The sequence below is a fragment of the Halopiger xanaduensis SH-6 genome (assembly GCF_000217715.1).
Lineage (GTDB): Archaea > Halobacteriota > Halobacteria > Halobacteriales > Natrialbaceae > Halopiger > Halopiger xanaduensis.
Window position 1 is genome coordinate 386753 of sequence record NC_015666.1, and the last position, 21914, is coordinate 408666.

The 21914-nt window shown below is 65.7% G+C and carries 22 protein-coding genes and 2 tRNA genes; 16 read left to right on the forward strand and 8 right to left on the reverse strand.

Annotated elements, in window-relative coordinates:
* Window positions 1–17 precede the first annotated feature (17 nt).
* Window positions 18–710, forward strand: a complete 693-nt coding sequence (locus tag HALXA_RS01895) for a bacterio-opsin activator domain-containing protein (RefSeq protein ID WP_013878611.1) — start codon at window positions 18–20, stop codon at window positions 708–710.
* A 24-nt stretch (window positions 711–734) separates the two neighbouring features.
* Here the strand turns inward: HALXA_RS01895 and HALXA_RS01900 are convergent, their stop codons facing one another.
* Entirely contained in the window at window positions 735–1892 is a 1158-nt protein-coding gene (locus tag HALXA_RS01900; RefSeq protein WP_013878612.1) for a CBS domain-containing protein, read from the reverse strand.
* Between the two features lie 108 nt (window positions 1893–2000).
* Between HALXA_RS01900 and HALXA_RS01905 the strand changes: the two genes are divergently transcribed.
* The 4 genes from HALXA_RS01905 (at window position 2001) to HALXA_RS01920 (ending at window position 4985) form a co-directional block, all read left to right on the forward strand.
* Window positions 2001–2306 carry a lycopene cyclase domain-containing protein gene (locus HALXA_RS01905; RefSeq protein ID WP_013878613.1) on the forward strand — a complete coding sequence of 102 codons (306 nt, stop codon included), beginning with the start codon at window positions 2001–2003 and terminating at the stop codon, window positions 2304–2306.
* Between the two features lie 102 nt (window positions 2307–2408).
* Window positions 2409–3197, forward strand: a complete 789-nt coding sequence (locus HALXA_RS01910) for a CAP domain-containing protein (RefSeq protein WP_013878614.1) — start codon at window positions 2409–2411, stop codon at window positions 3195–3197.
* Window positions 3198–3290: 93 nt separating this feature from the next.
* Entirely contained in the window at window positions 3291–4073 is a 783-nt protein-coding gene (locus HALXA_RS01915; protein ID WP_013878615.1) for a YihY/virulence factor BrkB family protein, read from the forward strand.
* A 90-nt stretch (window positions 4074–4163) separates the two neighbouring features.
* The gene (locus HALXA_RS01920) at window positions 4164–4985 is read left to right on the forward strand and encodes a hypothetical protein (RefSeq protein ID WP_013878616.1); all 822 of its coding nucleotides are present in this window, start codon (window positions 4164–4166) and stop codon (window positions 4983–4985) included.
* Window positions 4986–5104: 119 nt separating this feature from the next.
* Here HALXA_RS01920 and HALXA_RS01925 read toward each other — a convergent pair whose 3' ends face one another.
* Together HALXA_RS01925 and HALXA_RS01930 are read right to left on the reverse strand one after the other, a co-directional pair.
* Window positions 5105–6013: an AEC family transporter gene (locus HALXA_RS01925; RefSeq protein WP_013878617.1), complete on the reverse strand. Its 909-nt coding sequence runs from the start codon at window positions 6011–6013 to the stop codon at window positions 5105–5107.
* 327 nt (window positions 6014–6340) lie between these two features.
* Window positions 6341–6415 (reverse strand) — tRNA-Val (locus HALXA_RS01930).
* Window positions 6416–6604: 189 nt separating this feature from the next.
* Between HALXA_RS01930 and trpD the strand changes: the two genes are divergently transcribed.
* Genes trpD through trpG form a run of 4 tightly spaced genes read left to right on the forward strand, consistent with a single transcriptional unit; the run spans window position 6605 to window position 10624 of the window.
* Window positions 6605–7633, forward strand: a complete 1029-nt coding sequence (gene trpD, locus HALXA_RS01935) for an anthranilate phosphoribosyltransferase (protein WP_013878618.1) — start codon at window positions 6605–6607, stop codon at window positions 7631–7633.
* A gap of 4 nt (window positions 7634–7637) precedes the next feature.
* Complete coding sequence (locus HALXA_RS01940) at window positions 7638–8312, forward strand: phosphoribosylanthranilate isomerase (RefSeq protein ID WP_013878619.1); 675 nt, start codon at window positions 7638–7640, stop codon at window positions 8310–8312.
* A 3-nt stretch (window positions 8313–8315) separates the two neighbouring features.
* Complete coding sequence (gene trpE, locus HALXA_RS01945) at window positions 8316–9986, forward strand: anthranilate synthase component I (protein WP_013878620.1); 1671 nt, start codon at window positions 8316–8318, stop codon at window positions 9984–9986.
* A complete protein-coding gene (gene trpG / locus HALXA_RS01950; RefSeq protein WP_013878621.1) occupies window positions 9983–10624 on the forward strand; it encodes an anthranilate synthase component II in 642 nt (213 codons plus the stop codon). Before trpE ends, trpG begins: the two co-directional genes overlap by 4 nt.
* A 126-nt stretch (window positions 10625–10750) precedes the next feature.
* Here the strand turns inward: trpG and HALXA_RS01955 are convergent, their stop codons facing one another.
* Entirely contained in the window at window positions 10751–10933 is a 183-nt protein-coding gene (locus HALXA_RS01955) for a hypothetical protein (RefSeq protein WP_013878622.1), read from the reverse strand.
* A gap of 426 nt (window positions 10934–11359) precedes the next feature.
* Here HALXA_RS01955 and HALXA_RS01960 point away from each other — a divergent pair, with 426 nt between their 5' ends.
* The 4 genes from HALXA_RS01960 to HALXA_RS01970 all read left to right on the forward strand — a co-directional run bounded on the left by HALXA_RS01960 (window position 11360) and on the right by HALXA_RS01970 (window position 16215).
* Window positions 11360–14485, forward strand: a complete 3126-nt coding sequence (locus tag HALXA_RS01960) for an adenosylcobalamin-dependent ribonucleoside-diphosphate reductase (RefSeq protein WP_013878623.1) — start codon at window positions 11360–11362, stop codon at window positions 14483–14485.
* A gap of 119 nt (window positions 14486–14604) precedes the next feature.
* Window positions 14605–14751 (forward strand): HVO_2523 family zinc finger protein, encoded by a 147-nt coding sequence (locus HALXA_RS21930; RefSeq protein ID WP_013878624.1) that lies wholly within the window; start codon window positions 14605–14607, stop codon window positions 14749–14751.
* A gap of 124 nt (window positions 14752–14875) precedes the next feature.
* On the forward strand, window positions 14876–15589 hold the full coding sequence (locus HALXA_RS01965) for an RAD55 family ATPase (RefSeq protein ID WP_013878625.1): 714 nt from the start codon (window positions 14876–14878) through the stop codon (window positions 15587–15589).
* Window positions 15590–15591: 2 nt separating this feature from the next.
* The gene (locus tag HALXA_RS01970; protein WP_013878626.1) at window positions 15592–16215 is read left to right on the forward strand and encodes a hypothetical protein; all 624 of its coding nucleotides are present in this window, start codon (window positions 15592–15594) and stop codon (window positions 16213–16215) included.
* A 48-nt stretch (window positions 16216–16263) separates the two neighbouring features.
* Here HALXA_RS01970 and HALXA_RS01975 read toward each other — a convergent pair whose 3' ends face one another.
* Window positions 16264–17037 (reverse strand): TVP38/TMEM64 family protein, encoded by a 774-nt coding sequence (locus HALXA_RS01975; RefSeq protein ID WP_013878627.1) that lies wholly within the window; start codon window positions 17035–17037, stop codon window positions 16264–16266.
* 100 nt (window positions 17038–17137) lie between these two features.
* Between HALXA_RS01975 and HALXA_RS01980 the strand changes: the two genes are divergently transcribed.
* Window positions 17138–17605, forward strand: coding sequence for a DUF5830 family protein (locus HALXA_RS01980; protein WP_013878628.1), 468 nt, complete (start codon window positions 17138–17140; stop codon window positions 17603–17605).
* 46 nt (window positions 17606–17651) lie between these two features.
* Here the strand turns inward: HALXA_RS01980 and HALXA_RS01985 are convergent, their stop codons facing one another.
* On the reverse strand, window positions 17652–18938 hold the full coding sequence (locus HALXA_RS01985) for a DUF7115 domain-containing protein (protein WP_013878629.1): 1287 nt from the start codon (window positions 18936–18938) through the stop codon (window positions 17652–17654).
* A gap of 103 nt (window positions 18939–19041) precedes the next feature.
* Here HALXA_RS01985 and HALXA_RS21595 point away from each other — a divergent pair.
* Window positions 19042–19193 (forward strand) — tRNA-Met (locus tag HALXA_RS21595).
* Between the two features lie 238 nt (window positions 19194–19431).
* Complete coding sequence (locus HALXA_RS01990) at window positions 19432–19734, forward strand: HalOD1 output domain-containing protein (RefSeq protein WP_013878630.1); 303 nt, start codon at window positions 19432–19434, stop codon at window positions 19732–19734.
* A 187-nt stretch (window positions 19735–19921) separates the two neighbouring features.
* Here the strand turns inward: HALXA_RS01990 and HALXA_RS01995 are convergent, their stop codons facing one another.
* On the reverse strand, window positions 19922–20986 hold the full coding sequence (locus tag HALXA_RS01995) for a DNA-methyltransferase (RefSeq protein WP_013878631.1): 1065 nt from the start codon (window positions 20984–20986) through the stop codon (window positions 19922–19924).
* Between the two features lie 118 nt (window positions 20987–21104).
* Window positions 21105–21674 carry a hypothetical protein gene (locus HALXA_RS02000; protein WP_013878632.1) on the reverse strand — a complete coding sequence of 190 codons (570 nt, stop codon included), beginning with the start codon at window positions 21672–21674 and terminating at the stop codon, window positions 21105–21107.
* Window positions 21675–21914: the final 240 nt, after the last annotated feature.

The window sequence follows — 21914 nt, forward strand, 5'->3', positions numbered from 1 at the left end:
TCTAGAGGTATGTAACCGTGTCACAGGGAAACAACCCCGACGATACGGTCGTCGAAGTCGAGTTCACGGTTACCGATCCCCGGTATCCGCTCGTCGCCATGTCGGCGGCAACCGGCGGCGACGTGACGCTCATCCAGCTGCTGCCGCGCAGCGACGGTGCCTACACGATCTTCCATCGCGTTTCCGGCGCGCCGCCGGAGCGGTTTCTCGCGGTGATCGAGGAGTACGAGGGGATCGAGGGCCGCGTCGTGAGCGGCGGCGAGGACGCCATCATCGAGGTTCGAATCGAGACGGCGGGCGAATTTTTTACGATCGGATTAACCGATACCGGAGCCATTCCGACGGAGTTGAGCAGTCACGACGGAACGGCTCGGATCGTCGCGGAGATTCCGTCGATCTACTCCGCCTCGGAGGTGATCGACGAGTTTCAGGCGGCGTACCCGGAGGTGGAGATCGTCGCTCGGCGCCAGAAGTCGTACGCCGTTCCGCTGTTTCAGCAGCGGGAGCTCTACGAGACGGTCCTGGGAATGCTGACGTCTCGCCAGCACGAGGCGCTCCTGCTGGCGTACGTGAACGGGTTTTACGACTGGCCGCGGAAAACGACGGGAGAAGAACTGGCCGCCGAGATGGACGTGTCGGCGACGACCTTCCACGAACACCTGCGGTCGGCCGAGCGGAAACTGTTATCGTTGCTGTTTAGCGCCCGGTAGCGTCTGGTCGCGGGGGTCGAACCGTTACAGTTCGTTCAGCTTCCGGAGGAGCTGGCCGCGGTACTCCTCGTCGCTCGCGACGCCTTTCATCTCTAAGACGTTGCGCTCGAGTTTCTCGAGTGCCACCCGGAACGCGCTCTCGGCGCCGTAACCTTCGCCGGTGCCGGCGACCTGGTCCTTGTTCGTGCGCAGGCGGATCTGACAGTGGACCAGCGGGGTGCCGCGGAGTTTCTCCTTGTGTTCCTTGAAGCGGACGTGGGCGTGGTGGACCTGCATGTCCTGGTACTTGTCTGCGACCTCCTCGATGCCCTCGACGACTCCCTCCCGGGTGATGGTGTCGAGCATCGAGATGTTGGTGATCTGGACGTCCATGCGCTCCTCCTCGGTGAAGGTCAGCGCCCGGAGGACGTCCGTCTTGGTGATGACGCCGATGACGACGCGGTCGTCGTCCTCGGGCGTGACGATCAGCCCCGCGTAGTCCTTCTCGAGCATGACCTCGACGGCGTCTTTCGCGGTGGCGTCGAGGTTGATCGTCTCGACGGGGCTGTTCATGATGTCGTAGACCGGTACGTCGAGCATTCGATCGGTGTCGCCGACCCGGTCGCCGGTCGTCGTCGAGTGGCTCTCGCGAATGACGAAGTCGGCGATGTCGTGGGTCGTCACGACGCCGGTGAGGTAGCCGTTCTCGTTGAGTACCGGCAGTCGAGAGATGCCGTTCTCCCGGAGGTAGTTGATCGCCCGGCCGATGCCGTCGTCCTCCTCGATCGTGACCGGATCGGCGGTGTAGATGTCCTCGACGGTCAGCGTATCGAGGTTGTCGATGACCGCCTCGAGGATGGCGTCGTCGGTGATGACGCCCCAGAGCTCGCCGTTCTGGAAGACCGGCGCGACCTTCGCGTTGCTCTCGATGAGGACCCGGGCGGTCTCGCGGACGTCTTCCTCGCGGTCGACCTTCGGGGCCGGCGCGTTCCGGCTCGGCTTCGTCAGCGCCTTCACCTTGGCGTCGTCCTCGACGTGCGACTGGAGGACCTCCCGCTCGCTGATGACGCCCTCGTACTCCCCGTCGTTAGTGACGATGATTCCTTTGGGGTTGCCGTCCTCGAACATAGAACGGACCTTCCCCATGCGCGTGCCGACGTCGACTTCGATGTACTCCTGGGTGGCGATATCAGCGATATTCATCCTTCTGGATATACGTACTATCGCCGAGGTATTTAACGTGCTGCCCGTTTTATCCAAGCGGCGATCGGTACGGGGGTTTTTGGCGTCGGCGTTGAAGCCGGGAGCGTGATGGTCGACATCAGCGTCTTCGGCCGCTACACCTACCTCGCGACCGAACTGTTCTGGGGGGCCGTCGCCGCCCTCTTGCTGCACCGAGCGAACGCCCTCCGGAGGGCCGCGGTCACGATCCTCGCACTGTATCCGATCGCGTACGTCTGGGACCGCTACACCCTCGCCGTCGGCGTCTTCGACATCAAACTCCGGACCGGCGTCGAGATCGCCGGCATCCCGCTCGAGGAGCACCTCTTCATGGCCGTCGTCCCGGGGCTCGTGATCGGGATCCACGAGACGATCTTCGGCACCGGCGAGGCGTAGGTAGCGCACCACGACGCGGAACAGCACGCACCGCTGCTTATCACGCGCTGCAACCGACCGCGGGTGTCTTATGCCGATTCGTGATGGATTCACGTAGTCACGATGGACCGGCGAGACCCGTCGACGCGGCCGAGCGGCGCGGACGCCGACCGGCATGACGACACCGACCGCGCGCTCCTGCGGGGCCTGTTCAATCTCGCCGTCGTCATCCTGCTGATCGGCACGCTCGCCGTCGGCACGCTGCTGGTCTCGCCGATCACCCTCGAGGACCTCGAGGATCCCGACGACATCCGGATCGAGGGCGTCCCGGGCTCGGCGCCGAGTCCCAGCTCCGAGCCGCCGCCGCCGGCCGGCGAACGCAACCCCGAGGTGACGGATCCCGACGATCCCGGCGTCTCGAGTTACGAGACCAACGTCGAGACGATCGACTCGGCGACCGTCGAGGACTTCGTCCACGCCGAGGTCAACGAGCGCCGGGCCGAACACGGCCTCGAGCCGCTGGCGTGGGACGGAACCGTCGCCTCGGTCGGTCGCGCTCACAGCGCCGACATGGCCCGGCGGGACTACTTCGCGCACACGAACCCCGACGGCCAGGGTCCGCACGACCGCTTTACCGAGGTCGACGACTACTGTCGCGCCTACGGCGAGAACATCGCGCTGACGTGGGTCGACAGACCGGTCGAACGACCCGGCGGTAACGAAGTCGTCGAGTACCAGACCGCCGAACGGCTCGCGACCGGGCTGGTCAACCAGTGGATGAACTCCACCGCCCACCGGGAGGCCATCCTCGAGGAGCACGGCGATCACGGCTGGGACCGGGGCGGCGTCGGCGTCTACGTCGGCGACGACGGCGCGGTCTACGCGTCGCACAACTTCTGTCTCACGTGGTGATGGTCGGCCGTCGGCGAGCGGCCGTCTCGAGTACACTCGCTGCGAACGAGTCCGAGGTTCTTTGGGCTGCCCTCCGTAGTCGGTGACATCGACATGGACGCGAGGGAGACACTCACCGCGATCTACCGGACGGCGAGCGACCGCGATATCACCTTTCTCGCGGCGGGCTTCGCCTACTACGCGTTCGTTTCGCTGATTCCCATGGTGTTGCTCGCGCTCGTCGTCGGCTCGCTGGTCGGCGGGGAGAACGCGGCCGAACGCCTGATCTTGGTCGCCGGCGATTTCCTGCCGGAGGCCGGCGAAACGCTCGTCGTCGACGCCCTCTCGGCCGAATCGGGGCGCGCTGAGGCGACCGTCGTCGCGCTCGTCGTCGCAACCTGGGGTGCGCTCAAGGTCTTTCGCGGACTCAGTCTCGCCTTCGACATGGTCTACGACGAGGTCGCGGACGACTCGCTGCTCGATCAAATCCGCGACGGCCTCACGGTGATCCTCGCGGGCACGGGCGCGCTCGCGCTGATGGTCGCGATCGGTGCCGTGCTCAGCGTCGCGGCCGACGCCGTCCCCTTCGCCGGCACGCTGAGCTGGGTGACGCTGTTGCTCGGGCTCGTCTTGGTCTTTCTGCCGATCTACTACGTGTTGCCGCCGGTCCCGGTCGCAGTCGGCGAGGTCTGGCCGGGAGCGGTCTTCGCGGCCGTCGGCTGGACGATCCTCCAGATCGGGTTTCAGATCTACGCGGCCAACGCCGGCCAGTACCAGGCCTACGGCGCCGTCGGCGCCGTGTTGCTGTTCGTCACCTGGCTCTACTTCGCCGGCATCATCCTCCTCGTGGGCGCCGTACTCAACGTCGTTCGGGCGCGGCCGTCCCTGGCCGAGTGACCCCGACCGCCGATCCCGCGAGACACGTCGACTCGTTTTCACGCACCCACGGGAGAAAGATTATGGTCTCGGCACCGCCAGACCCTCACAATGAGCAACGAGCAATCACACCCGTCAGGGGACGACGAACCGGACCCTGACGGCGATAGAGACGGGGACGAGCGGGGACACGTCGACGAGAACGACAGTCTCGAGCCCGGCGGCGGTCCCCGCCGCGTCGTCTCGGACAAGAGCGTCGACGACATTCTCGCGTCGCTCGACGATACCGACGCCGAGTCGGAGGGCGGGCCCGATACCGAATCGTCGGATGCCAGTTCGGACGCGAGCGGGACGACCGTCACCACCACGACCGTCGAATCCGACTCGGATCCCCTCGAGTCGGTCGCGGCCGAGTTCGACGAGGACGACGTCCCGGCGCCGCAGACCGAGACTGAAACCGCAGTGCCGGATTCCGCGTCTGAGGCCGACGAGACGACCGCGGAGACTGGCGCCGGCGACGAGGCGGCTGTAACTGCCGAATCGACGACGACCGACGACTCGAGTACAACGCCGATCCAGGACGCGGAGCCGGCGTCGGCCGAAGACGACGAAGACGCGGAAGACCTCGCCGCCCGCATCGAGCGCGGCGACGTCACCGGCGCCGACGTCCGGGCCGCGGAAGCCGGCGAAGGGCGCGAGTCTACGCCCGAAATCGACGACGTCGATCTCTCGATGGACGACCTCGAGACCGGTGCGGCGGAAGTCAGCGGAGCTGCGACGAGTTCCGCCGCCGGCCCACTGGCCGGGTCGATCGACGGCGGCAACGAGGCGGCCGTCGACGGGACTGACGGCTCGAGCGGCACGGACAACGGTACCGATAACGAGCAGAACGAAGGCGGCATTCTCGGTCGTCTCAAGCGGTTCTTCTCATAGACGCTGCTCCAGCCGGCGCGCTCTTCTCGCGGTTTTGTCTCCGGATCAGGGGACCGAGACCGATCGGTAAAATTCGTCGCCGGTTCGCCTCGAGCCCGGAGAATCCACCAGTTCGCTCGTCAGCCGACGAGCGTAATCAAGACGAACAGCGTCGCGATCGAGACCAGCGTCGTCAGGAAGACGTTCAGCGACGCGAACTCCTTGTCGCCGCCGAGTTCGGTCGCGAAGACGAACGTCGAGACTGCTGACGGCGTCCCGAGCATCACGACGGTCGCCGTAAGCGTCGTCGCGTCGACGGCGAGCGCGGAGAAGACGAACCACGCGATGACGGGCATGCAGACGATCTTGAGCGCGATCACGGACCCCGTCGCGCCGAGGTCGATCGACGGCAGATCGACCTGCAGCGAGGCGCCGACGCAGAGCAGCGCCAGCGGTAGCGAGAGCATCCCGAGCACGTCCAGTCCCGACGCCACCGGGGCGGGGATCGAGACGCCGACGGAACCGATCGCGAGGCCGCCGATCAGCGCCGCGAGAACGGGGTTGGTTGCAAGCCCGCGGATTTCGTCGCCGATCGCGGCCCCCGCGCCGTTGAGCGTCGAGAGGACGATGATGGTCAGCGGCAACTGCGTCAGCGTGACGACGCCGAGGACGACGCTGGCGATCGCGGTCACGTCGTCGTTGAACGTCGCGGCCACCAGCGGGAGCCCGAGGTAGCCGAGGTTCGAGTGGTAGGACTGGACGATCGCCACGCTGCGCCGCGGCGTCGACGACCGATTGCGGTGGACGAGCCAGGCGATCCCTGCGGTCGCGAAGAGGACGAAGAGCAATCCGCCGAACAGCGCCGGCGACAGCAGCTCGCCGATATCGCGGTCGTACGTCGAGACGAAGATCAGCGCCGGCAGCGCCACGTAGTACGCGACGGCGTTCAACGTGGCCGTCCGCGTCGTGTTCAGGACGCCGGTCGTTCGCAGGCCCGTTCCGAGCAGCAACAACACGAGCAGCGCCAGTAACCGGCTTACGACCTCCATACACCGGACCAGTCGACTCGGCTTTTTCTACTGTTCGGTCGCGGAGAGCCATGTGTTCCCATCACAGAGCCGGTTCCCCAGTGGACGCTGGACGGCATCACCGCCTCGAGAAGGGTGACTCGAGAGACCAGAGAGAACGCTTCGAAGCCGAAAATCGGGCTGTCGCTCACGGATTTGTTCGCGACAGAAGTAGTGGGTTGGGGCAGATTTGAACCACGCCGAGACGTGCTCGCATCGCTGCGCGCGTCTCGTCTGGTTCAAATTACCCGTACAATTGTTGACGACACGAACTCCTCGCTCCGCTCGTCAATATTGTGTCGTCAAAAATGGGTTGGGGCAGATTTGAACTGCCGGCCTCCTCCATGTCAAGGAGGTGTCATAACCAGACTAGACCACCAACCCGCCTGGTTTCGCTTGCACCGTGGCGCGTCGCCACGTCGTCTGCACTCAATCGTTGCCGGCCACCGTAATTGAAGGTTTCGAATCAGTCGCCGTACGGGAGTCGGCCCCACGCAACCCGCGCCTCCGACACGCTTAAGTTGATGTACTTATTTGGGCATTGTAAGACAACTACGTACATTGGTGTCCACTATGAAGGAGTACGTCGAACGCGTGACCGAGGGCGAGGATCTGACACAGGAAGACGCTCGAGCGGCTTCGACGGCCGTCTTCGAGGACGCGACGGAGGCCCAGATCGGCGCACTGCTGGCGGCGCTGCGCGCGAAGGGCGAGACGGAAGCCGAAATCGCGGGCTTTGCGCAGGGAATGCGCGAGGCCGCGCGGACGATTTCGCCCGACCGCGAGCCGCTGGTCGACACCTGCGGCACGGGCGGGGACGACTACGACACGATCAACGTCTCGACGACGAGCGCGATCGTCGCCGCCGGCGCGGGCGTGCCGGTCGCCAAGCACGGCAACTATTCCGTGTCGTCGTCGTCCGGCAGCGCGGACGTGCTCGAGGAGGTCGGCGTCAACGTCGGGGCCGAGCCGCCGGCCGTCGAGGAGGCCATCGAGGACGACGGGATCGGCTTCATGCTCGCGCCCGTCTTCCACCCGGCGATGAAGGCCGTCATCGGCCCGCGCAAGGAACTGGGGATGCGGACGATCTTCAACGTCCTCGGGCCGCTGACGAACCCGGCCGGCGCGGACGCGCAGGTCGTCGGCGTCTACGACCCCGACCTCGTCCCCGTGCTCGCGGACGCGCTCTCGCGGATGGACGTCGAGCGCGCGCTGGTCGTCCACGGCGCCGGCACCGACGAGATCGCCATCCACGGCGAAACCCGCGTCGCGGAGGTCGACGGCGAGGCCGTCGAGGAATACGCGCTCGAGCCCGCGGATCTCGGCCTCTCGGAGCACGACATCGAGGATATCGCGGGCGGTTCCCCCGAGGAGAACGCCGACGACATGCGGGGCATCGTCGAGGGCGACGTGACCGGTGCGAAGCAGGACGTGATCCTCGCAAACGCCGGCGCGGCGATCTACGTCGCCGGGGAGGCCGACTCGCTCGAGGCGGGCGCCAACGCCGCGCTCGAGGCCATCGAGTCGGGTGACGCGGCGGCGAAACTCGAGGACCTCTGCAGCGGCGCCGAGCCCGAGCCGGAAGCGGAACCGGAGGCCTGAATCGATGCCCGCGACGCGCGTGAAGGTCTGCGGCCTCACGAACGAGGCCGACCTCGAGACGGCCGTCGACGCCGGCGCCGACGCCGTCGGCGTCATCTGCGACGTGCCGGTCGACACGCCGCGGGAGGTGTCTGTCGAGCGAGCCCGCGATCTCGTCTCGAGCGTCCCGCCGTTCGCGACGACGGTGCTCGTGACGATGGCCTCGGACCCGGACCGCGCCGTCGAACTGGTGGAGCGAGTCGGTCCCGACGCGATCCAGCTCCACGGCGACGCAGACCGGGACGTGCTCGAGCGCCTGCGGTCGGACACCGGCGTCGACGTGTTGCTCGCGATCGATTCCGACGAGGTCGCGGCCGCCGAACGCTACGACAGACTCGTCGACGGCCTGCTCGTCGATACGGTCGACGAGTCGGGCGGCGGCGGCACCGGCGAGACCCACGACTGGGACCGAACGAAAGCGGCCGCCGCCGACCTCGAGTCGCCGCTAATCCTCGCGGGCGGGCTCACGCCCGAGAACGTCGCCGAGGCGGTGCGGACGGTCGAGCCGTTCGCGGTCGACGTGGCCAGCGGGGTCGAAGCCGAGGGCGGCGTCAAGGATCCCGAAGCCGTCCGATCGTTCGTGGACCGAGCGAAGAACGCGACGCAGCCGACGGAACTCGAACCGGAACCGGAGCCGTGACGCATGAGTGACTCAGCCTCCACCCCCGACCCCGACCGATCAGACGTACCGACCTTCGACCTCGAGCGGGAGGCCTTCCGCGAGCACGCCGACGGCGACGCGCCGACCGTCGTGCGAACGGTCGCAACCCTCGAGGTCGAGACGACGCCGCTCGCCGCCTACGCCGCGCTGACCGGCCGCTCGGCGGGCAGCGATCGCGACCGATCGTCCTACGCCTTCCTGCTCGAGAGCGCCGAGAAGACGGCCTCGAGCGACCCCGACGGCGCCTTCCGGCCGAGTTCGGCGGAGGCCGACCGTCACGCGCGATTCTCCTACGTCGGCTACGACCCCGAGGCCGTCGTGACGGTCGAGTCCGGCGAGGCGAGCGTTGAAACGCTGGCCGAGGACGCTTCCCTCACCGGTGTCGACACCGCTCCCGACGGCGACACCGTCGACGCGCTCCGGGCCGCCATGCCGGACGTCGAACTGGCGAACTTCCCCGAGCACGACCGCCAGCACCTGGAGGGCGGGCTCGTCGGTTTCCTCGCCTACGACGCGGTCTACGACCTCTGGATCGAGGAGGTCGGCCTCGAGCGGCCCGAGTCGCGGTTCCCGGACGCCCAGTTCGTGCTGACGACGAAGACGATCGCGTTCGACGAGCGCGACGGGACGGTTTCGCTGGTCTTTACGCCGATCCTCGAGAGCGACGACGACCCGGACGCGGTCTACGACGCGCTCCGGGAGGAAGCCGCCGCGGTCGCTGAAACGCTGCGCGACGCCGAGCAACCCGAAACCGGCGGCTTCGTCAAAGACGGCGAGACCGCGGGCCCCAAGGCCGACTACGAAGAGAGCGTCCGAAAGGCGAAGGAGCACGTCCTCGACGGCGACATCTACCAAGGCGTCATCTCCCGGAAACGCGAACTCTGCGGCGACGTCGACCCCCTCGGCTTCTACGAGGCAATGCGCGACGTGAATCCGTCGCCGTACATGTACCTGCTCGAGCACGACGACCTGACCGTCGTCGGCGCGAGTCCGGAGACGCTGATCTCCGTGCGCGGGCGCGAGGTCATGTCGAATCCGATCGCCGGCACCTGCGACCGCGGCTCGAGCCCCGTCGAGGATCGACGCCTCGCGGGCGAGATGCTGGCCGACGAGAAGGAGCGAGCCGAGCACACGATGCTGGTCGACCTGGCGCGCAACGACGTGCGCCGCGTGTCGGAGGCGGGTTCGGTCCGGGTCGACGAGTTCATGAACGTCCTCAAGTACAGCCACGTCCAGCACATCGAGTCGACGGTGACGGGCCGGCTAGCCGCCGACGCCGATGCGTTCGACGCGACCCGCGCGTCGTTCCCCGCCGGAACTCTCTCGGGCGCCCCCAAAATCCGCGCGATGGAGATCATCGACGACCTCGAGGCCCAGCCGCGCGGCCTCTACGGCGGCGGCGTCGGCTACTACTCGTGGACGGGCGACGCGGATTTCGCGATCGTGATCCGGACGGCAACGGTTGAAGACGACGGTGAGCGGGATCGGATCACCGTCCAGGCCGGCGCCGGCCTCGTCGCCGACAGCGATCCCAAATCCGAGTACGAGGAGACGGAGAAGAAGATGGGCGGCGTGCTCGCTGCCCTCGAGGAGATCGAGTTGCCGGCCGACGCGGCCGATAGTCGCGAGACGACGCCGGGGGTGAGCCAATGAGTGCGACCGCGACCGACGAGGGAACCGACGGAGACGCGGACGCGGACGCGGAGACGACCCGCGTCCTGTTCGTCGACAACTACGATTCGTTCACGTACAACCTCGTCGAGTACGTCAGCCAACTTCCCGACACCGAGACCGCAGTGCTGAAAAACACCGCCTCGCTCGAGGATATCCGCTCCGTCGAGCCGGACGCGATTATCATCAGTCCCGGCCCCGGCCACCCGAAGAACGACCGCGACGTCGGCGTCACGATGGACGTACTGCGGGAGGTCAGCCCCGAGGTGCCGACCCTGGGCGTCTGCCTCGGCCTCGAGGCCGCCGTCTACGAGTACGGCGGCACGATCGGCCGCGCTCCCGAGCCGATCCACGGGAAGGCCTCATCTGTCGACCACGACGGTTCGGGCGTCTTCGACGGCCTCGAACAAGGGTTCCGGGCCGGGCGCTACCACTCGCTGATCGCGACTGAGGTGCCCGACTGCTTCGAAGTGACGGCGACGGCGGACCACGCTGATGAGACGCTCGTGATGGGCGTGCGCCACCGCGAGTATCCGATCGAAGCCGTGCAGTTCCACCCGGAGAGCGTTCTGACGGCGGTCGGCCACGATGTGATCGAGAACTTCCTTGCGGAGTGCTGAGTGCTACTCACTACTCGCTACTCGAACTGATTTCGACTCCGTGCTCGAGACCACGAGACGTCAGTAGAATTGAGAGCGATCGAACGAACTCGAGACGACTGTTCTTGACGAAAGTGAGATCCCAGTTTAGACGCCGGGGATGACGCCGAGCGAACCGGTTGCGTACAGCGCCGCGAGGACGACGGCGGCGACGATACCGACGCGGACGGCGAGTTTGATTGCGATGCGGATTGCGATGACGGCGACCGCAAAGGCGGCGAGCGCTGCGAGGGCGAGGAGGACGGTCGACCCAGTGAATGGTTCGGGCATACGCGAGACCCCGTGCTGCAGGGACGTAATCTTTCTGGATAGCGTGACAGACAGGTGTTCGTGAACGAACGGTTCCGCGGACGGATCCGGCGGCGACTGAAAGAGGAAATCGCCCGATAGGAGCGGGTAATTACGTCGATCCGATCCACTTTCAGGTCGGTCTGAAAATCGTTAAGACGGAGGCTCCCGTAGCCGTTGATAGGCGCACTCGCGGCCGTTTCAACGGTCGTGTCGGAACGAAATCAGACAGTACAGAGACATCTATACAACTATAATTGCACTACTACAAGAAAAGTAGCGCAACAACACTACCATTTATGAGGGAGGCATGAATACTGAACCTTCGTCACGAATGATGAGAGCCAGGACTCGGATTCACGCCAGAATCGACGCGCGGCGGCGGCACAGCGACGAGGTGGTGCGCGCATGAGCGAGCACGAACTCACCGCGGAAGAACTGACCCTGCCGATCAAGCGAACCGAGGGCGACACGCTCGAGGATCGCTTGACCGACAACGCCTACCACAACATTCTCCCCGCCCGCTACCTCCGCAAGGACGCGGACGGCGAGCTGATCGAGGAGCAGGAGGACCTCTTCGAGCGCGTCGGCAAGAACATCGCGCTCGCGGAGGCCGTCTTCGAGGCGCGCAAGCGCGACGCCGAGATCACGGTCACGCCCGACCAGCTCAAGCCCGACCACCCGCGGCGCGACGAACTCGCCGAGGAGGTCTTCGGTGCGGGTACGACCGCGGAAGACGAGGACGAAACCACGCTGTCTATCTACAACATCAACAAGTTCGCCTACGACACCGTCGTCCCCGAACTCCCCGACGAGATCCGCGATCACGTCGAGGACGTCGCAGACGAGTTCCAGGGCATGATGGAGAACCTCGACTTCATGCCGAACTCGCCGACCCTGATGAACGCCGGCGACGAGCTTCAGCAGCTCTCGGCGTGTTTCGTCGACTCCCCCGAGGACGACATCGACGATATCCACCAGACCGCCAAGGAGGCCGCGCAGGTCTTCCAGAGCGGCGGCGGCATGGGCTACGCCTTCTGGCGGCTGCGCCCCTACGGCGACGCGGTCGGCTCGACCGGCGGCATCGCTAGCGGCCCGATCACGTTCATGCGCACGTACGACCAGATGTGCGAGACGATCGCCCAGGGCGGCGCCCGACGGGGCGCCCAGATGGGCGTCATGCGCGTCTCCCACCCGGACGTCATCCAGTTCATTCACGCCAAGAACAAGGACGTCTCGCTGGCCGAGACGCTGCGCCTGAACGACCCCGACGACTTCACGCACAACTCCTTCCAGGAAGCCCTCGAGGAAGCGCGCGAACTCATCGACGACGAGGGCCGCGTGCCGAAGCACCTCCGCAACGCCGTCGAGGGCCACCTCTCTAACTTCAACATCTCCGTCGGCATCACCGACGACTTCATGGAGGCCCTGCAGAACGACGAGGAGTTCACGTTCACCAACCCGCGAACGGGCGAACCCCACATCGCCACCGAGGAGACGAAGGAACTCTACGACATGTTCGGTCTCGGCGAGCACGTCGAGGTCGGCGAGGAACTGTCGATCCCGGCCGAGGAACTCTGGGACGACATCGTCGAGGGCGCCCACGAGAACGGCGAACCCGGCGTTATCTACCTCGAGCGCGTCAACAAACAGCACTCCTTCGACATCGAGAAACACCCCGACCACCGCATCCTCGCGACCAACCCCTGCGGCGAGCAACCCCTCGAGGAGTACGAGGCCTGTAACCTCGGCCACATCAACCTCTCGACGCTCGCGGATCTCGAGGCGCCGGACTGGCGCGTCTGGTACGACGAGCACGGCGACGAGTACGACTCGATCGAGGCCGCCGTCGACGCCTTCCTCGAGGAGGCCGTCGACTTCGAGGAGTTCGACCGCCGCATCGAGATGGGCACGCGGTTCCTCGAGAACGTCGTCACGATGAGCGACTTCCCGGTCGAGAAGATCGAGCAGAAGGTCCGGGAGATGCGCAAGATCGGCCTCGGGATCATGGGACTAGCGCAGCTGTACATCCAGCTGGGCATGGAGTACGGCAGCGAGGCCTCCAACGAGGTCGCGCGCCAGCTGATGACCCACATCAACCACAGCGCGAAGTGGACGTCCCACGAACTCGCCGAGGAGCGCGGCAGCTTCGACGAGTGGGACAAGTCCAAGTACGCGAACCCGACCGAGTACCGCGAGTGGTTCGAGAAACAGACCGGACTGGACGCCGACGACTGGGAAGACGGCTTCCCGATCCGCAACCACAACGTGACGACCATCGCCCCGACGGGCACCACGAGTATGGTCGGCAACACCACCGGCGGCTGCGAGCCGATCTACAACGTCGCCTACTACAAGAACGTCTCCGACGACGTGCAGGGCGACGAGATGCTCGTCGAGTTCGACGACTACTTCCTGCGCGTGCTGGAGGACAACGACATCGACGTCGAGGCCGTCAAGGAGGAGGCCCAAGAGCAGATGGCCACCAACCAGTTCAACGGCGTCGAGGGCCTCTCGACGGTGCCCGACGCCATCGGCGAACTGTTCGTCACCACCGGCGACCTCTCGGCGAAGGACCACGCCGGCGTGCAGGTCGCCTGCCAGCAGGGCGTCGACTCCGCCATCTCGAAGACCGTCAACGCGCCCAACGACTCCACCCTCGAGGACGCCAAGGACGTCTTCGAGTACATCTACGAGCACGGCGGCAAGGGCGTCACCTACTACCGCGACGGCACCCGCAGCAAGCAGGTGCTGACGACCCGCGCGAAGAACACCGACTTCGCCGACGAGACCGAAGCCGCGGAGGCGCTGGTCGAACAGATCGAGGAGGTCTTCGGCGGCTTAGAGCAGTTCCTCGAGAACGAAGACGTCCAGGACGTCCTCGCGGAGGACGTCGGTTCGCTGGCCGACGACGCCGAAGAACCGATTCGAGTCGACTTCACCGAAAAGCGCGAGCGCCCAGACGCTCTTCAGGGCGTCAGCCAGCGCATCGACACCGGCTACGGCAAGGTCTACGTGACGATCAACGAGGACCCCGAGACCGGCCAGCCGTTCGAGCTGTTCGCCAACATCGGCCACTCCGGCGGCTTCACGAACTCCTTCACCGAGGCGCTGGCGAAGGTCATCTCGACCTCGCTGCGCTCGGGCGTCGACCCCGAGGAGATCGTCGACGAACTCTGCGGGACTCGCAGTCCGAAGGTCGCCTGGGACAAGGGCGAACAAATCCAGTCCATCCCGGACGCCATCGGCACCGCGATGCGCCGCTACCTTGAAGACGAGATCGACAAGCCGTACCCGACGCAGGCGACGCTCGAGGAGTCGACCGATGCGGACGCAGAGACGGAAGCGACCTACGACGGGCCCAAGACCGACGGCGGCGCGGCCGCCAAGAGCGGGTCCGGCGCCGACGACGATGCGACCCAGGACCTCATCGACGCCGGTGAGTCCCCCGAGTGCCCCGACTGCGGTTCGCTGTCGCTGTACTACTCCGAAGGCTGCAAGACCTGCGAGTCCTGCGGCTGGAGCGAGTGTTAAGGTAACTGACGCACGGTATCGTCGATAGCGGTCCGATTTTCTTCTATCTCCGCTTGCTCTTGCTGTCTCACTTTTCGCGGACACGAAGCACTTACCTGCTGGCTATCCAACGCGAGCGTATGACAGACGGCAGCGCGGAGACCAGCAGTGATGAGGTCGGTGGCAGGCCGTGTCCACACTGCGAGCAGCCGATGTACAAGCGCCACTGCAAGTACGTCTGCCCGCAACACGGCGTTATCTACGACTGTGCGGACACGTTCTGGTAGCCGATACTGCGCGAGTCGCCATGCCGGGAGACGGAAAGATCGAGTGAGTCAACGGCCAGAGCGCTTAATACGGGCCGGGAGTCTGCCAGAACCTATTTATCCGACACGAACCCTGTGTTCCACGATGCGACTCTCCACGGGCGTCCCGGGTTTCGACGAGTTGGTGGACGGCGGCCTGTTGCGGGACCGCCTGTACATCGTCAGCGGACCGCCCGGGAGCGGCAAGACGACGTTCTGCTCGCAGTTTCTCACGAAGGGCGTCTTCGAGGGCGAAACCGCGCTGTACGTGAGCATGCACGAATCCGAACAGGAGCTCGTCAGCGACATGACGAACTTCGAGTTCGGCTTCGACAAGGCGGTGAGCTCCGGGAAGATGAAGTTCATGGACGTCTTCGAGAGCGAGACGAAACGGTTCTTTTCCTCCTCGTCCGGTCGCGGCAGCGGCGAGGGGCCAGGCAGCGTCGAGAACCTCTCGAACAAACTCGTCTCGTTCATCGAGTCGAAGGGGATCGATCGGGTCGTCATCGACTCGACGATGCTGCTCGAGTACTACTTCTCCGACGAGGTCGGCGAGCTCGTCACGTTCCTGACGAAGCTCAAACGCGCCGACGCCACCGTCCTCCTGATCTCGGAGATGACCGATCCGACCTCCTACTCGGACGGCCACTACCTCTCCCACGGGGTCATCTTCATGCACAACTACCTCGAGTCGGGCGGGATGACCCGGGGCGTCCAGATCATCAAGATGCGCGGGACGGAGATCGACTGCGACATCCGCCCGATCGAGTTCACCGAGCGCGGCCTGCGCGTCGATCCGGACGAGAAGATCCAGTCCTGACCATGTACGAACGCACCTTCGGGACGGACTGGGAGACGCTCGAGGACCGGGACGAAGTCCTCTGGCGCGCGTTCGCGCTCGGCGTCGCCGAGGCACTCGGTAAGGACCACCCCGGCGAACTCGAGCGGATCAGCGACGCGACCGCCACGAACTACGACCGGAGCTTCGCCGAACTCGCCTACCAGAAGGGACGCCAGCACGTCCGCCAACTCGAGGGCGAAGGGAGTCCGCGGGAGATCTGGCAGCAACTCGTCACGGAGAAAAACGAACTCGACCTCTGGGCGGATCCGGCCGGCTCGGGTGGGTCGAGCGACGACACCGAACTGGACCTCGACGATAAAATCGGCCTTCCCCAATCCTTGCAGGGAATCCGCATCGACACGCTCCCCTCGGACAGTACCGACCGCGTTCGGCGGCCGAGTTTCCTCGAGAAGGAGAACGCGAAGGACCGCGAGCGGTACGCGGCGAGCGATCGAAGGCGGTCCCGGTCCGACGGACGACGCTCCGCCGAATCGGCCGGGGGCAAAGACGGGGACGAAACCGATTCCGACGACGGTGACGGGCCGCCCACGAGCGCCGGGAACGATTCCCGAACGGGATCGCAGTCGGGGTCGGACTCGACGTAACGTCGGTATGTCTGCGACAGCAGCCGGACAGAAACGAGTACGAGTCGATTAGCCGTTCGCTCGTCCCGTTCCGGAATCCGTGAGTCCAACTCGAGTCCGGACGACCCGGTAGAGTGGCCCCGCGAGCAGGAAGAGGGCTGCGAACCCGCATCCGATCGAGAGCCGGAGCCCGAGGTCGCCGAGACCGGCCGTCGTGATCGTCGCCGCCGAGGCGCCGACGACGACCGCGGCGACCGTCCAGGGGAGTTCGCCGATCGCCGTCCCGACGAGGAACTGGTGGAGTCGAACGTCGCTCGTCGCCGCGGCGCACGTCGCCGCGTCCGAAGGAATCGGCGCCAGCCGCGAGGCGATCACGCCGCGGGTCGGCCCCGCGGTCTCGTAGTACCGATCGACGGCGGCGTCGGTCCGGCGGAGTGCCCGCTCGAGCGTGCCGGCCCCGACGGCCTCTCGGTCCGCGTCCGTGTTGGCAGCCGCTTCCGTTGTGCCGTTATCCGATCCCGAAAGCAGTCGAACGGCCAGAAAGACCGGGAGCACGGTCACGAGAATGCCTGCAAGCGCGATCGGTACGCCGAGGGCGACCCCGTAGCCGTAGCCGACGACGACCGACAGCGGCGTGGTCGGCCAGGCGAGCAGCGGTCGAACGAGGTAGACGGCGGCGACGACGAGTCCGAACAGGAACGGGTCGGCGGCCAGCGACTCGAGCGTCGCGAGCGCCCTCGAAGGAGAGACGAGCACGCCCGCGGTGACGATCGCGGCGGCCGCGAGCAGCCCGAGGATCACCCGGGCGCGGAACGGGGCGGACGAGCCGGGCAACGTCGACATCGCCTCGAGTTCTCGCGCGAGTATTGAAGCCTTTGTGTCTCCAGTCCAGGGGCGCCGGACGACGCAACGTTTATTCGGCGCGGCACGGCACCACTCACCGATGGATCGTGACGGCGACCGCGTCGACGACCTCGAGGAGGAAGACGCGAACGCAGACGTGAGTGCGAACGCGGCGGCGGACGCGACCGCAGCCGCTACCGAGAACGGCACGGACCGCGACGACCGCGTCGAACTCGGCCTCGCGCTCCTCGAACGCCTCGAGCACGAGTCGCTCTCGCTTGCCGACGTCGTCGACCGGATCGAAGCGATCACGGCCGATCCGACGGTGACCCGAACGATTCTCGACGAGGCCGAACTTCGCGGGATCATCGAACGCGAGGACGGTATCGTCCGGCCGAAGAGCCGCCAGTACGTCAGCTTCGATCAAGATGTGATCACCAAGGAAGGTGATTTCACCTGCCAGCGCTGCGGGTCTGGACTCTCGACCGGCTACTTCATCGATCTCGAGGCGGGCGAGATAGGGCCGTTCGGCTCCTCGTGCATCCGGAAGGTTACCGGGCGCGAGTGACCGGTGACTTGCGCTTCGCACCGAGTGCCGGTGATCGACTCCCCGACTACCGGCCCTGCCGTAATTCCTCGATCAACTGCTCGATCGTCCGTTGCTGCTGTTCGATGACGTCGCTTTGCCGCTCGACGGCCGCCTCGAGCGCCTCGAGACGCTCGAGGACTTCGGGATCCGTCGCGGTCGATACCGAGTCGCCGGCTGCGGCCTCAGCCGCTGGATCGTCGGACGGCCACGACTGCGCGGCGGAGTCGCCGCTGGCGTCGATGTCGGTGGTGTCGGCAGACTGGCCCTGGCGACGTTGCGTGGCGGTCGCATCGGACGTCGTATCGTCGCTGATCGACTCCGTCGCCTCGACGAACGGATCGGTATCGCCGTCGGCTGCGTCGGACGAGCCCCCGGTCTCAGTGGTTGATTCGGCGGCGGACCCGCTCGTGTCGTCCCGTCGGTTGGACTGCCCATCGATCGAGTCGGAAACCCCCGACCCGGTCGCATCCGCGTCTGCGCGTGCGTTCGTTTCGGAACTCGCGTTCGCATCCGCAGCGGCGTCGACCGTCGTTTCGGTCGCACCCGCGTCGGCGGTCGCCGTGCGGGCACCCTCTTGATCGTCGAGTTCCGGCGGGTCTGCGTTGAGCGGATCCACGCCGGAACCGAACTCCATCGTCCCCCCGCTGTCGCCGCGATCGTCGTCCGCGTCGTCGAGCCCGATCGCCTCGTTGAGTTCCTCGAGCGAGCCGACGTCGTGGTAGTCGAACAGCGCCCGCTGGAGTCGCTCGCGAAGGTCGTTTGCCTCCTCGTTGGGCGCCTTGATCCGCTGGGGCCGGCCGTCGACCTCGAGGACGATCTGGGTCGCGACGCTGCCGTCCTCGAACGAGAGGTTCGTCACGTCCTCGTAGTGGTACTCCTCGTAGTCCTCGTCCCAGACGGCGCTGCCGATGTGTTTGACCAGCCGCTCGCTCGTGACGATCAGCGTCAGTTCGCTGAAACGGTAGGTCTTGGCGACGGTTTCGCCGGGTTCGGTGATTCCGTTGCCGTTCAGAACGCCCGCGAGAACCGGGTGCAACACCGCGTCGGTCTTACCCGACGGCACCGTGAATTCCTTCGTTCCTTCGAGGGGATACTCGAGGGAGAACTTGGTCTTGCGCCGCCCTTCCGAGAGGGTGAGCCGGTCGGCCTCGTGGGGGTATTCGTCGACCGATTCGTCGCGCAGGAGTCCGTCGGACCGGTAGACGAGTGTACTCGAGGAAGTGATGAAGAGTTCGTCTTCGCTGCCGAGAGAGACTCGCGCCGCGATTTCTTCGTCGCCGAGAGTAGATTGGACGATACCGGGAACGCTCATGTCGCGGTAGTTCGTATGGCCCTGTGATAAATCCGTGGGTCCGCGTTGCACGCCGATTTCGAATGAGAAGGTTAAAGAGAACGACGCCACTACCGGGAAGTGAGCCCGGGTGGCTTAGCTGGACATAGCGCCGCACTCATAGGGTTCAGAGATTCGGTGCGGTACGCCTTGGAAGCCTCCGTGTCCCCCACGAGGACCGCCGAGCCTCGAACCTGGGACATGCGGAGATCGAGGGTTCGGAGCCCTCCCCGGGCATGCCATCTTCCTCAGTTGCTGTTACGACCACAACGAGTTGTACCGACGGCGTGTCGGTGCTAGCAGCTAGCGATCTCAGCAGTCGCGAGCAGTTAGGATATACTCCAGCAGCCACGGCCGTTCTCGAGTACACATCGTACTACTGCGACACGTCTGTCAGCCGCACGTCTGCCGCGCGTCTGACGTGCGTCAGAAAACCATCACTGGATTTATGTGTCGATGGCCAGCAGCATGTCGTATGGAACCGGGGGAGCAACCGAGTGTCCGCGTTGTGGAAGCGATCGCAGCTGCGGAAGGTGTCGATCCGGCGGCCCTCGAGCCACCGTTGTACGACGTGCTCGATCCTGACGCACTCGATACGCTGACGGACTCGCTGTGTCGCGGTGCCGACCAGTTCGACGACGCCGCTGCGAGGGTCGAGTTCACGTATCGGACGTATCGAGTCGAAGTCGAGATCGGGGACGAGGTCGACGTGACCGTGACGGAACGGCCGTCCGACTCGTCGATTGACCCGACACCGGATTCGCGGGTTCTCGAGTGAGTCGGCGGCGGACGTCCATCGACAGCACCCCAGCAGCGCTCGGCGATACCTGGCGACGCCGCCTCGCGCGCGTAGACGAAGTCCCAACGTACTGACGGTGACGATCGCGAAACGTTGCCGCGACGTCACTACTCGAGAGGCAAGGTCAGAAGGGACGGGCCAGTGACAGCGAAAAGAAGGAATTTGTTCACTCCAGCGACAGCGGTTCGTGTATCGCGCGGTAGTCGCCGCCGTCGTCGGCCTCGAGCGCCTCGATCTCGGTGATCTCCCGCAGTCGGATGTTCCGCTCCATCTTCGTCACGACCGGCGTGTCGTAGTGTTCGGCGTCGTAGTCGAAGGTCGAGCCGTCCGCGCGGCGTTGGCTGACGAACTCGCGGTGGCGCTCCAGGCGCGTTCGGCCGACCGACCGTGACAGCGCCGGGACATCGGCGAGCTGGTTTTCGAACCGCTCGAGGAAGGCCGCCTCGAGTTCGTAGCCGATCGAGTCCCGGCCCGCACACAGCGCCGCCAGCGTCGTCGTGCCGGTCCCCCAGAACGGATCGAGCACGGTGTCGCCGTAGGCCGAGTACATACAGATCAGTCGGTAGGGAATCTCGAGGGGGTAGGCCGCCGACCGCTCCCGCAGGTCGTCGTCGGGCGACTCGAGGGCCTGCAGTTCGCCTCGCACCTCGGTCCAGACGTCGGAGAACCAGCGGTTGCGCTCCTCCCAGAAGTAGGCGGCTTCGTAGCGACGGTCGGCGCCGGGTTCGAACTCCCGGCTTTCTCCGCCCTTACGGAAGACGAGGATGTACTCGTGTTCGAGCGTGACGTAGGCGTTGGGCGGGATCATCCCGCTGCCCATAAACTTGGCCGCGCTGTTGGCCGGCTTGCGCCAGAGCACGTCCGGCAGCGGATCGAAGCCGCGGGACTCGAAGGCCTCGAGCACCCGCGCGTGGTTGGGGTAGACGCGGAAGCTGCCGTCGACCGAGCGGGTGGCGTCGCCGACGTTGACGCAGGCGATGCCGCCGTCGACGAGGACGCGCTCGAGTTCGTCCCAGACCCGGTCGAGCTGGGCGTGCATCGCCTCGAAGGCACGGCGGCCGTCGCCGGCCTCGAGGGCGTCCGCGACGGCGGGATCGAGATCCGCGAAGAGGTCGTCCCACATCTCGATCATGGGATACGGGGGCGAGGTGACGACGAGTTCGATCGACTCGTCGTCGACGGCCGACAGATCGCGCGCATCACCGACGAAGACGCGGTGGGTCGTCTCCATTGCGTTCACACTGTCGGCGTCGCCCCCTTAGCTCCTTCGTCACCGACGAACTGTCTCCCTCGCGTTCAAAAGTAGTAACTGCGCGAGCGCGAGACCGAGAGCGAAAGCGGCTGTCGCGTTATTCTTCTTCCTCTTCCTCTTCGGCTTCCTCGGTCTCGTCGCCTTCCTCCTCAGCTTCCGCTTCGTCGCTTTCGTCCTCGGCGTCTTCCTCACCGCTTGTCGCCGGTTCGAACTCCTCGATCGGCTCCCACTCCTCTTCCTCCTCGCCGCCCATCCGGCGGCGCAGGAAGACGGCGCCGGCGACGACGCCCAGCGCGAGTAGCAACTGGGGGAGACGGGATCCGGATCCGCCCTCCATCTCCTCGCTTTCCATCTCTGTCTCGGTTTCATCGCTCGCCATCTGGGACTCGGCGCGTTCCGTCACGTCTTCGATGATCTCCGGTTCCTCGATGTCTTCGAGCGGGGACTCCTCGAGTTCCGTCGACTGCCGCCCCGCGAGGAAGCCGAGCGCCGCACCCAGACCGAAGACGGCGCCGGCGAGCGGGAATCGGCCGCCGCCTCGGCCGCCGTCAGCCTCTTCGACGGCCTCGAGAATAGAGTCTCGAAGGGGAGAGTCCAGCCCCTTCCCGACCGCTTCCTTAACGACGATCTCCGACAGCGACTTGTCCTGTTGCTCCGTTTCGGGCATAATCACCCACGACCACACCGCCGTACATAATTCTACCCAACGTTTCAACGATTTTGAGTGCCTAACGAGCAGTTACGAGTCTGCTACGCGAACGACCGGCGCTCGTAACCGACCGATAACGAGTCGGGACGACGATACTGTGCCTCACTGAACGATCGCCGGTTCGGGCTCTCGGGCGAGAAGACCAACGCGCGTCACGAGTGAACGACCGTGTACGACCGACCGCGCGTAATCAGTGCA

What these genes read in the sequence shown, in the direction of transcription:
- trpE (WP_013878620.1), top strand. Translation starts at nt 8,316, where the DNA reads ATGAGTGACTCAGCCTCCACCCCCGACCCCGACCGATCAGACGTACCG.
- HALXA_RS01995 (WP_013878631.1), bottom strand. Translation starts at nt 20,986, where the DNA reads ATGGAGACGACCCACCGCGTCTTCGTCGGTGATGCGCGCGATCTGTCG.
- HALXA_RS01990 (WP_013878630.1), top strand. Translation starts at nt 19,432, where the DNA reads ATGGAACCGGGGGAGCAACCGAGTGTCCGCGTTGTGGAAGCGATCGCA.
- HALXA_RS01910 (WP_013878614.1), top strand. Translation starts at nt 2,409, where the DNA reads ATGGACCGGCGAGACCCGTCGACGCGGCCGAGCGGCGCGGACGCCGAC.
- HALXA_RS01920 (WP_013878616.1), top strand. Translation starts at nt 4,164, where the DNA reads ATGAGCAACGAGCAATCACACCCGTCAGGGGACGACGAACCGGACCCT.
- HALXA_RS01925 (WP_013878617.1), bottom strand. Translation starts at nt 6,013, where the DNA reads ATGGAGGTCGTAAGCCGGTTACTGGCGCTGCTCGTGTTGTTGCTGCTC.
- HALXA_RS01940 (WP_013878619.1), top strand. Translation starts at nt 7,638, where the DNA reads ATGCCCGCGACGCGCGTGAAGGTCTGCGGCCTCACGAACGAGGCCGAC.
- HALXA_RS01955 (WP_013878622.1), bottom strand. Translation starts at nt 10,933, where the DNA reads ATGCCCGAACCATTCACTGGGTCGACCGTCCTCCTCGCCCTCGCAGCG.
- HALXA_RS01975 (WP_013878627.1), bottom strand. Translation starts at nt 17,037, where the DNA reads ATGTCGACGTTGCCCGGCTCGTCCGCCCCGTTCCGCGCCCGGGTGATC.
- HALXA_RS01960 (WP_013878623.1), top strand. Translation starts at nt 11,360, where the DNA reads ATGAGCGAGCACGAACTCACCGCGGAAGAACTGACCCTGCCGATCAAG.
- HALXA_RS01905 (WP_013878613.1), top strand. Translation starts at nt 2,001, where the DNA reads ATGGTCGACATCAGCGTCTTCGGCCGCTACACCTACCTCGCGACCGAA.
- HALXA_RS02000 (WP_013878632.1), bottom strand. Translation starts at nt 21,674, where the DNA reads ATGCCCGAAACGGAGCAACAGGACAAGTCGCTGTCGGAGATCGTCGTT.
- HALXA_RS01915 (WP_013878615.1), top strand. Translation starts at nt 3,291, where the DNA reads ATGGACGCGAGGGAGACACTCACCGCGATCTACCGGACGGCGAGCGAC.
- trpD (WP_013878618.1), top strand. Translation starts at nt 6,605, where the DNA reads ATGAAGGAGTACGTCGAACGCGTGACCGAGGGCGAGGATCTGACACAG.
- HALXA_RS01985 (WP_013878629.1), bottom strand. Translation starts at nt 18,938, where the DNA reads ATGAGCGTTCCCGGTATCGTCCAATCTACTCTCGGCGACGAAGAAATC.
- trpG (WP_013878621.1), top strand. Translation starts at nt 9,983, where the DNA reads ATGAGTGCGACCGCGACCGACGAGGGAACCGACGGAGACGCGGACGCG.
- HALXA_RS01900 (WP_013878612.1), bottom strand. Translation starts at nt 1,892, where the DNA reads ATGAATATCGCTGATATCGCCACCCAGGAGTACATCGAAGTCGACGTC.
- HALXA_RS01965 (WP_013878625.1), top strand. Translation starts at nt 14,876, where the DNA reads ATGCGACTCTCCACGGGCGTCCCGGGTTTCGACGAGTTGGTGGACGGC.
- HALXA_RS01980 (WP_013878628.1), top strand. Translation starts at nt 17,138, where the DNA reads ATGGATCGTGACGGCGACCGCGTCGACGACCTCGAGGAGGAAGACGCG.
- HALXA_RS01970 (WP_013878626.1), top strand. Translation starts at nt 15,592, where the DNA reads ATGTACGAACGCACCTTCGGGACGGACTGGGAGACGCTCGAGGACCGG.
- HALXA_RS21930 (WP_013878624.1), top strand. Translation starts at nt 14,605, where the DNA reads ATGACAGACGGCAGCGCGGAGACCAGCAGTGATGAGGTCGGTGGCAGG.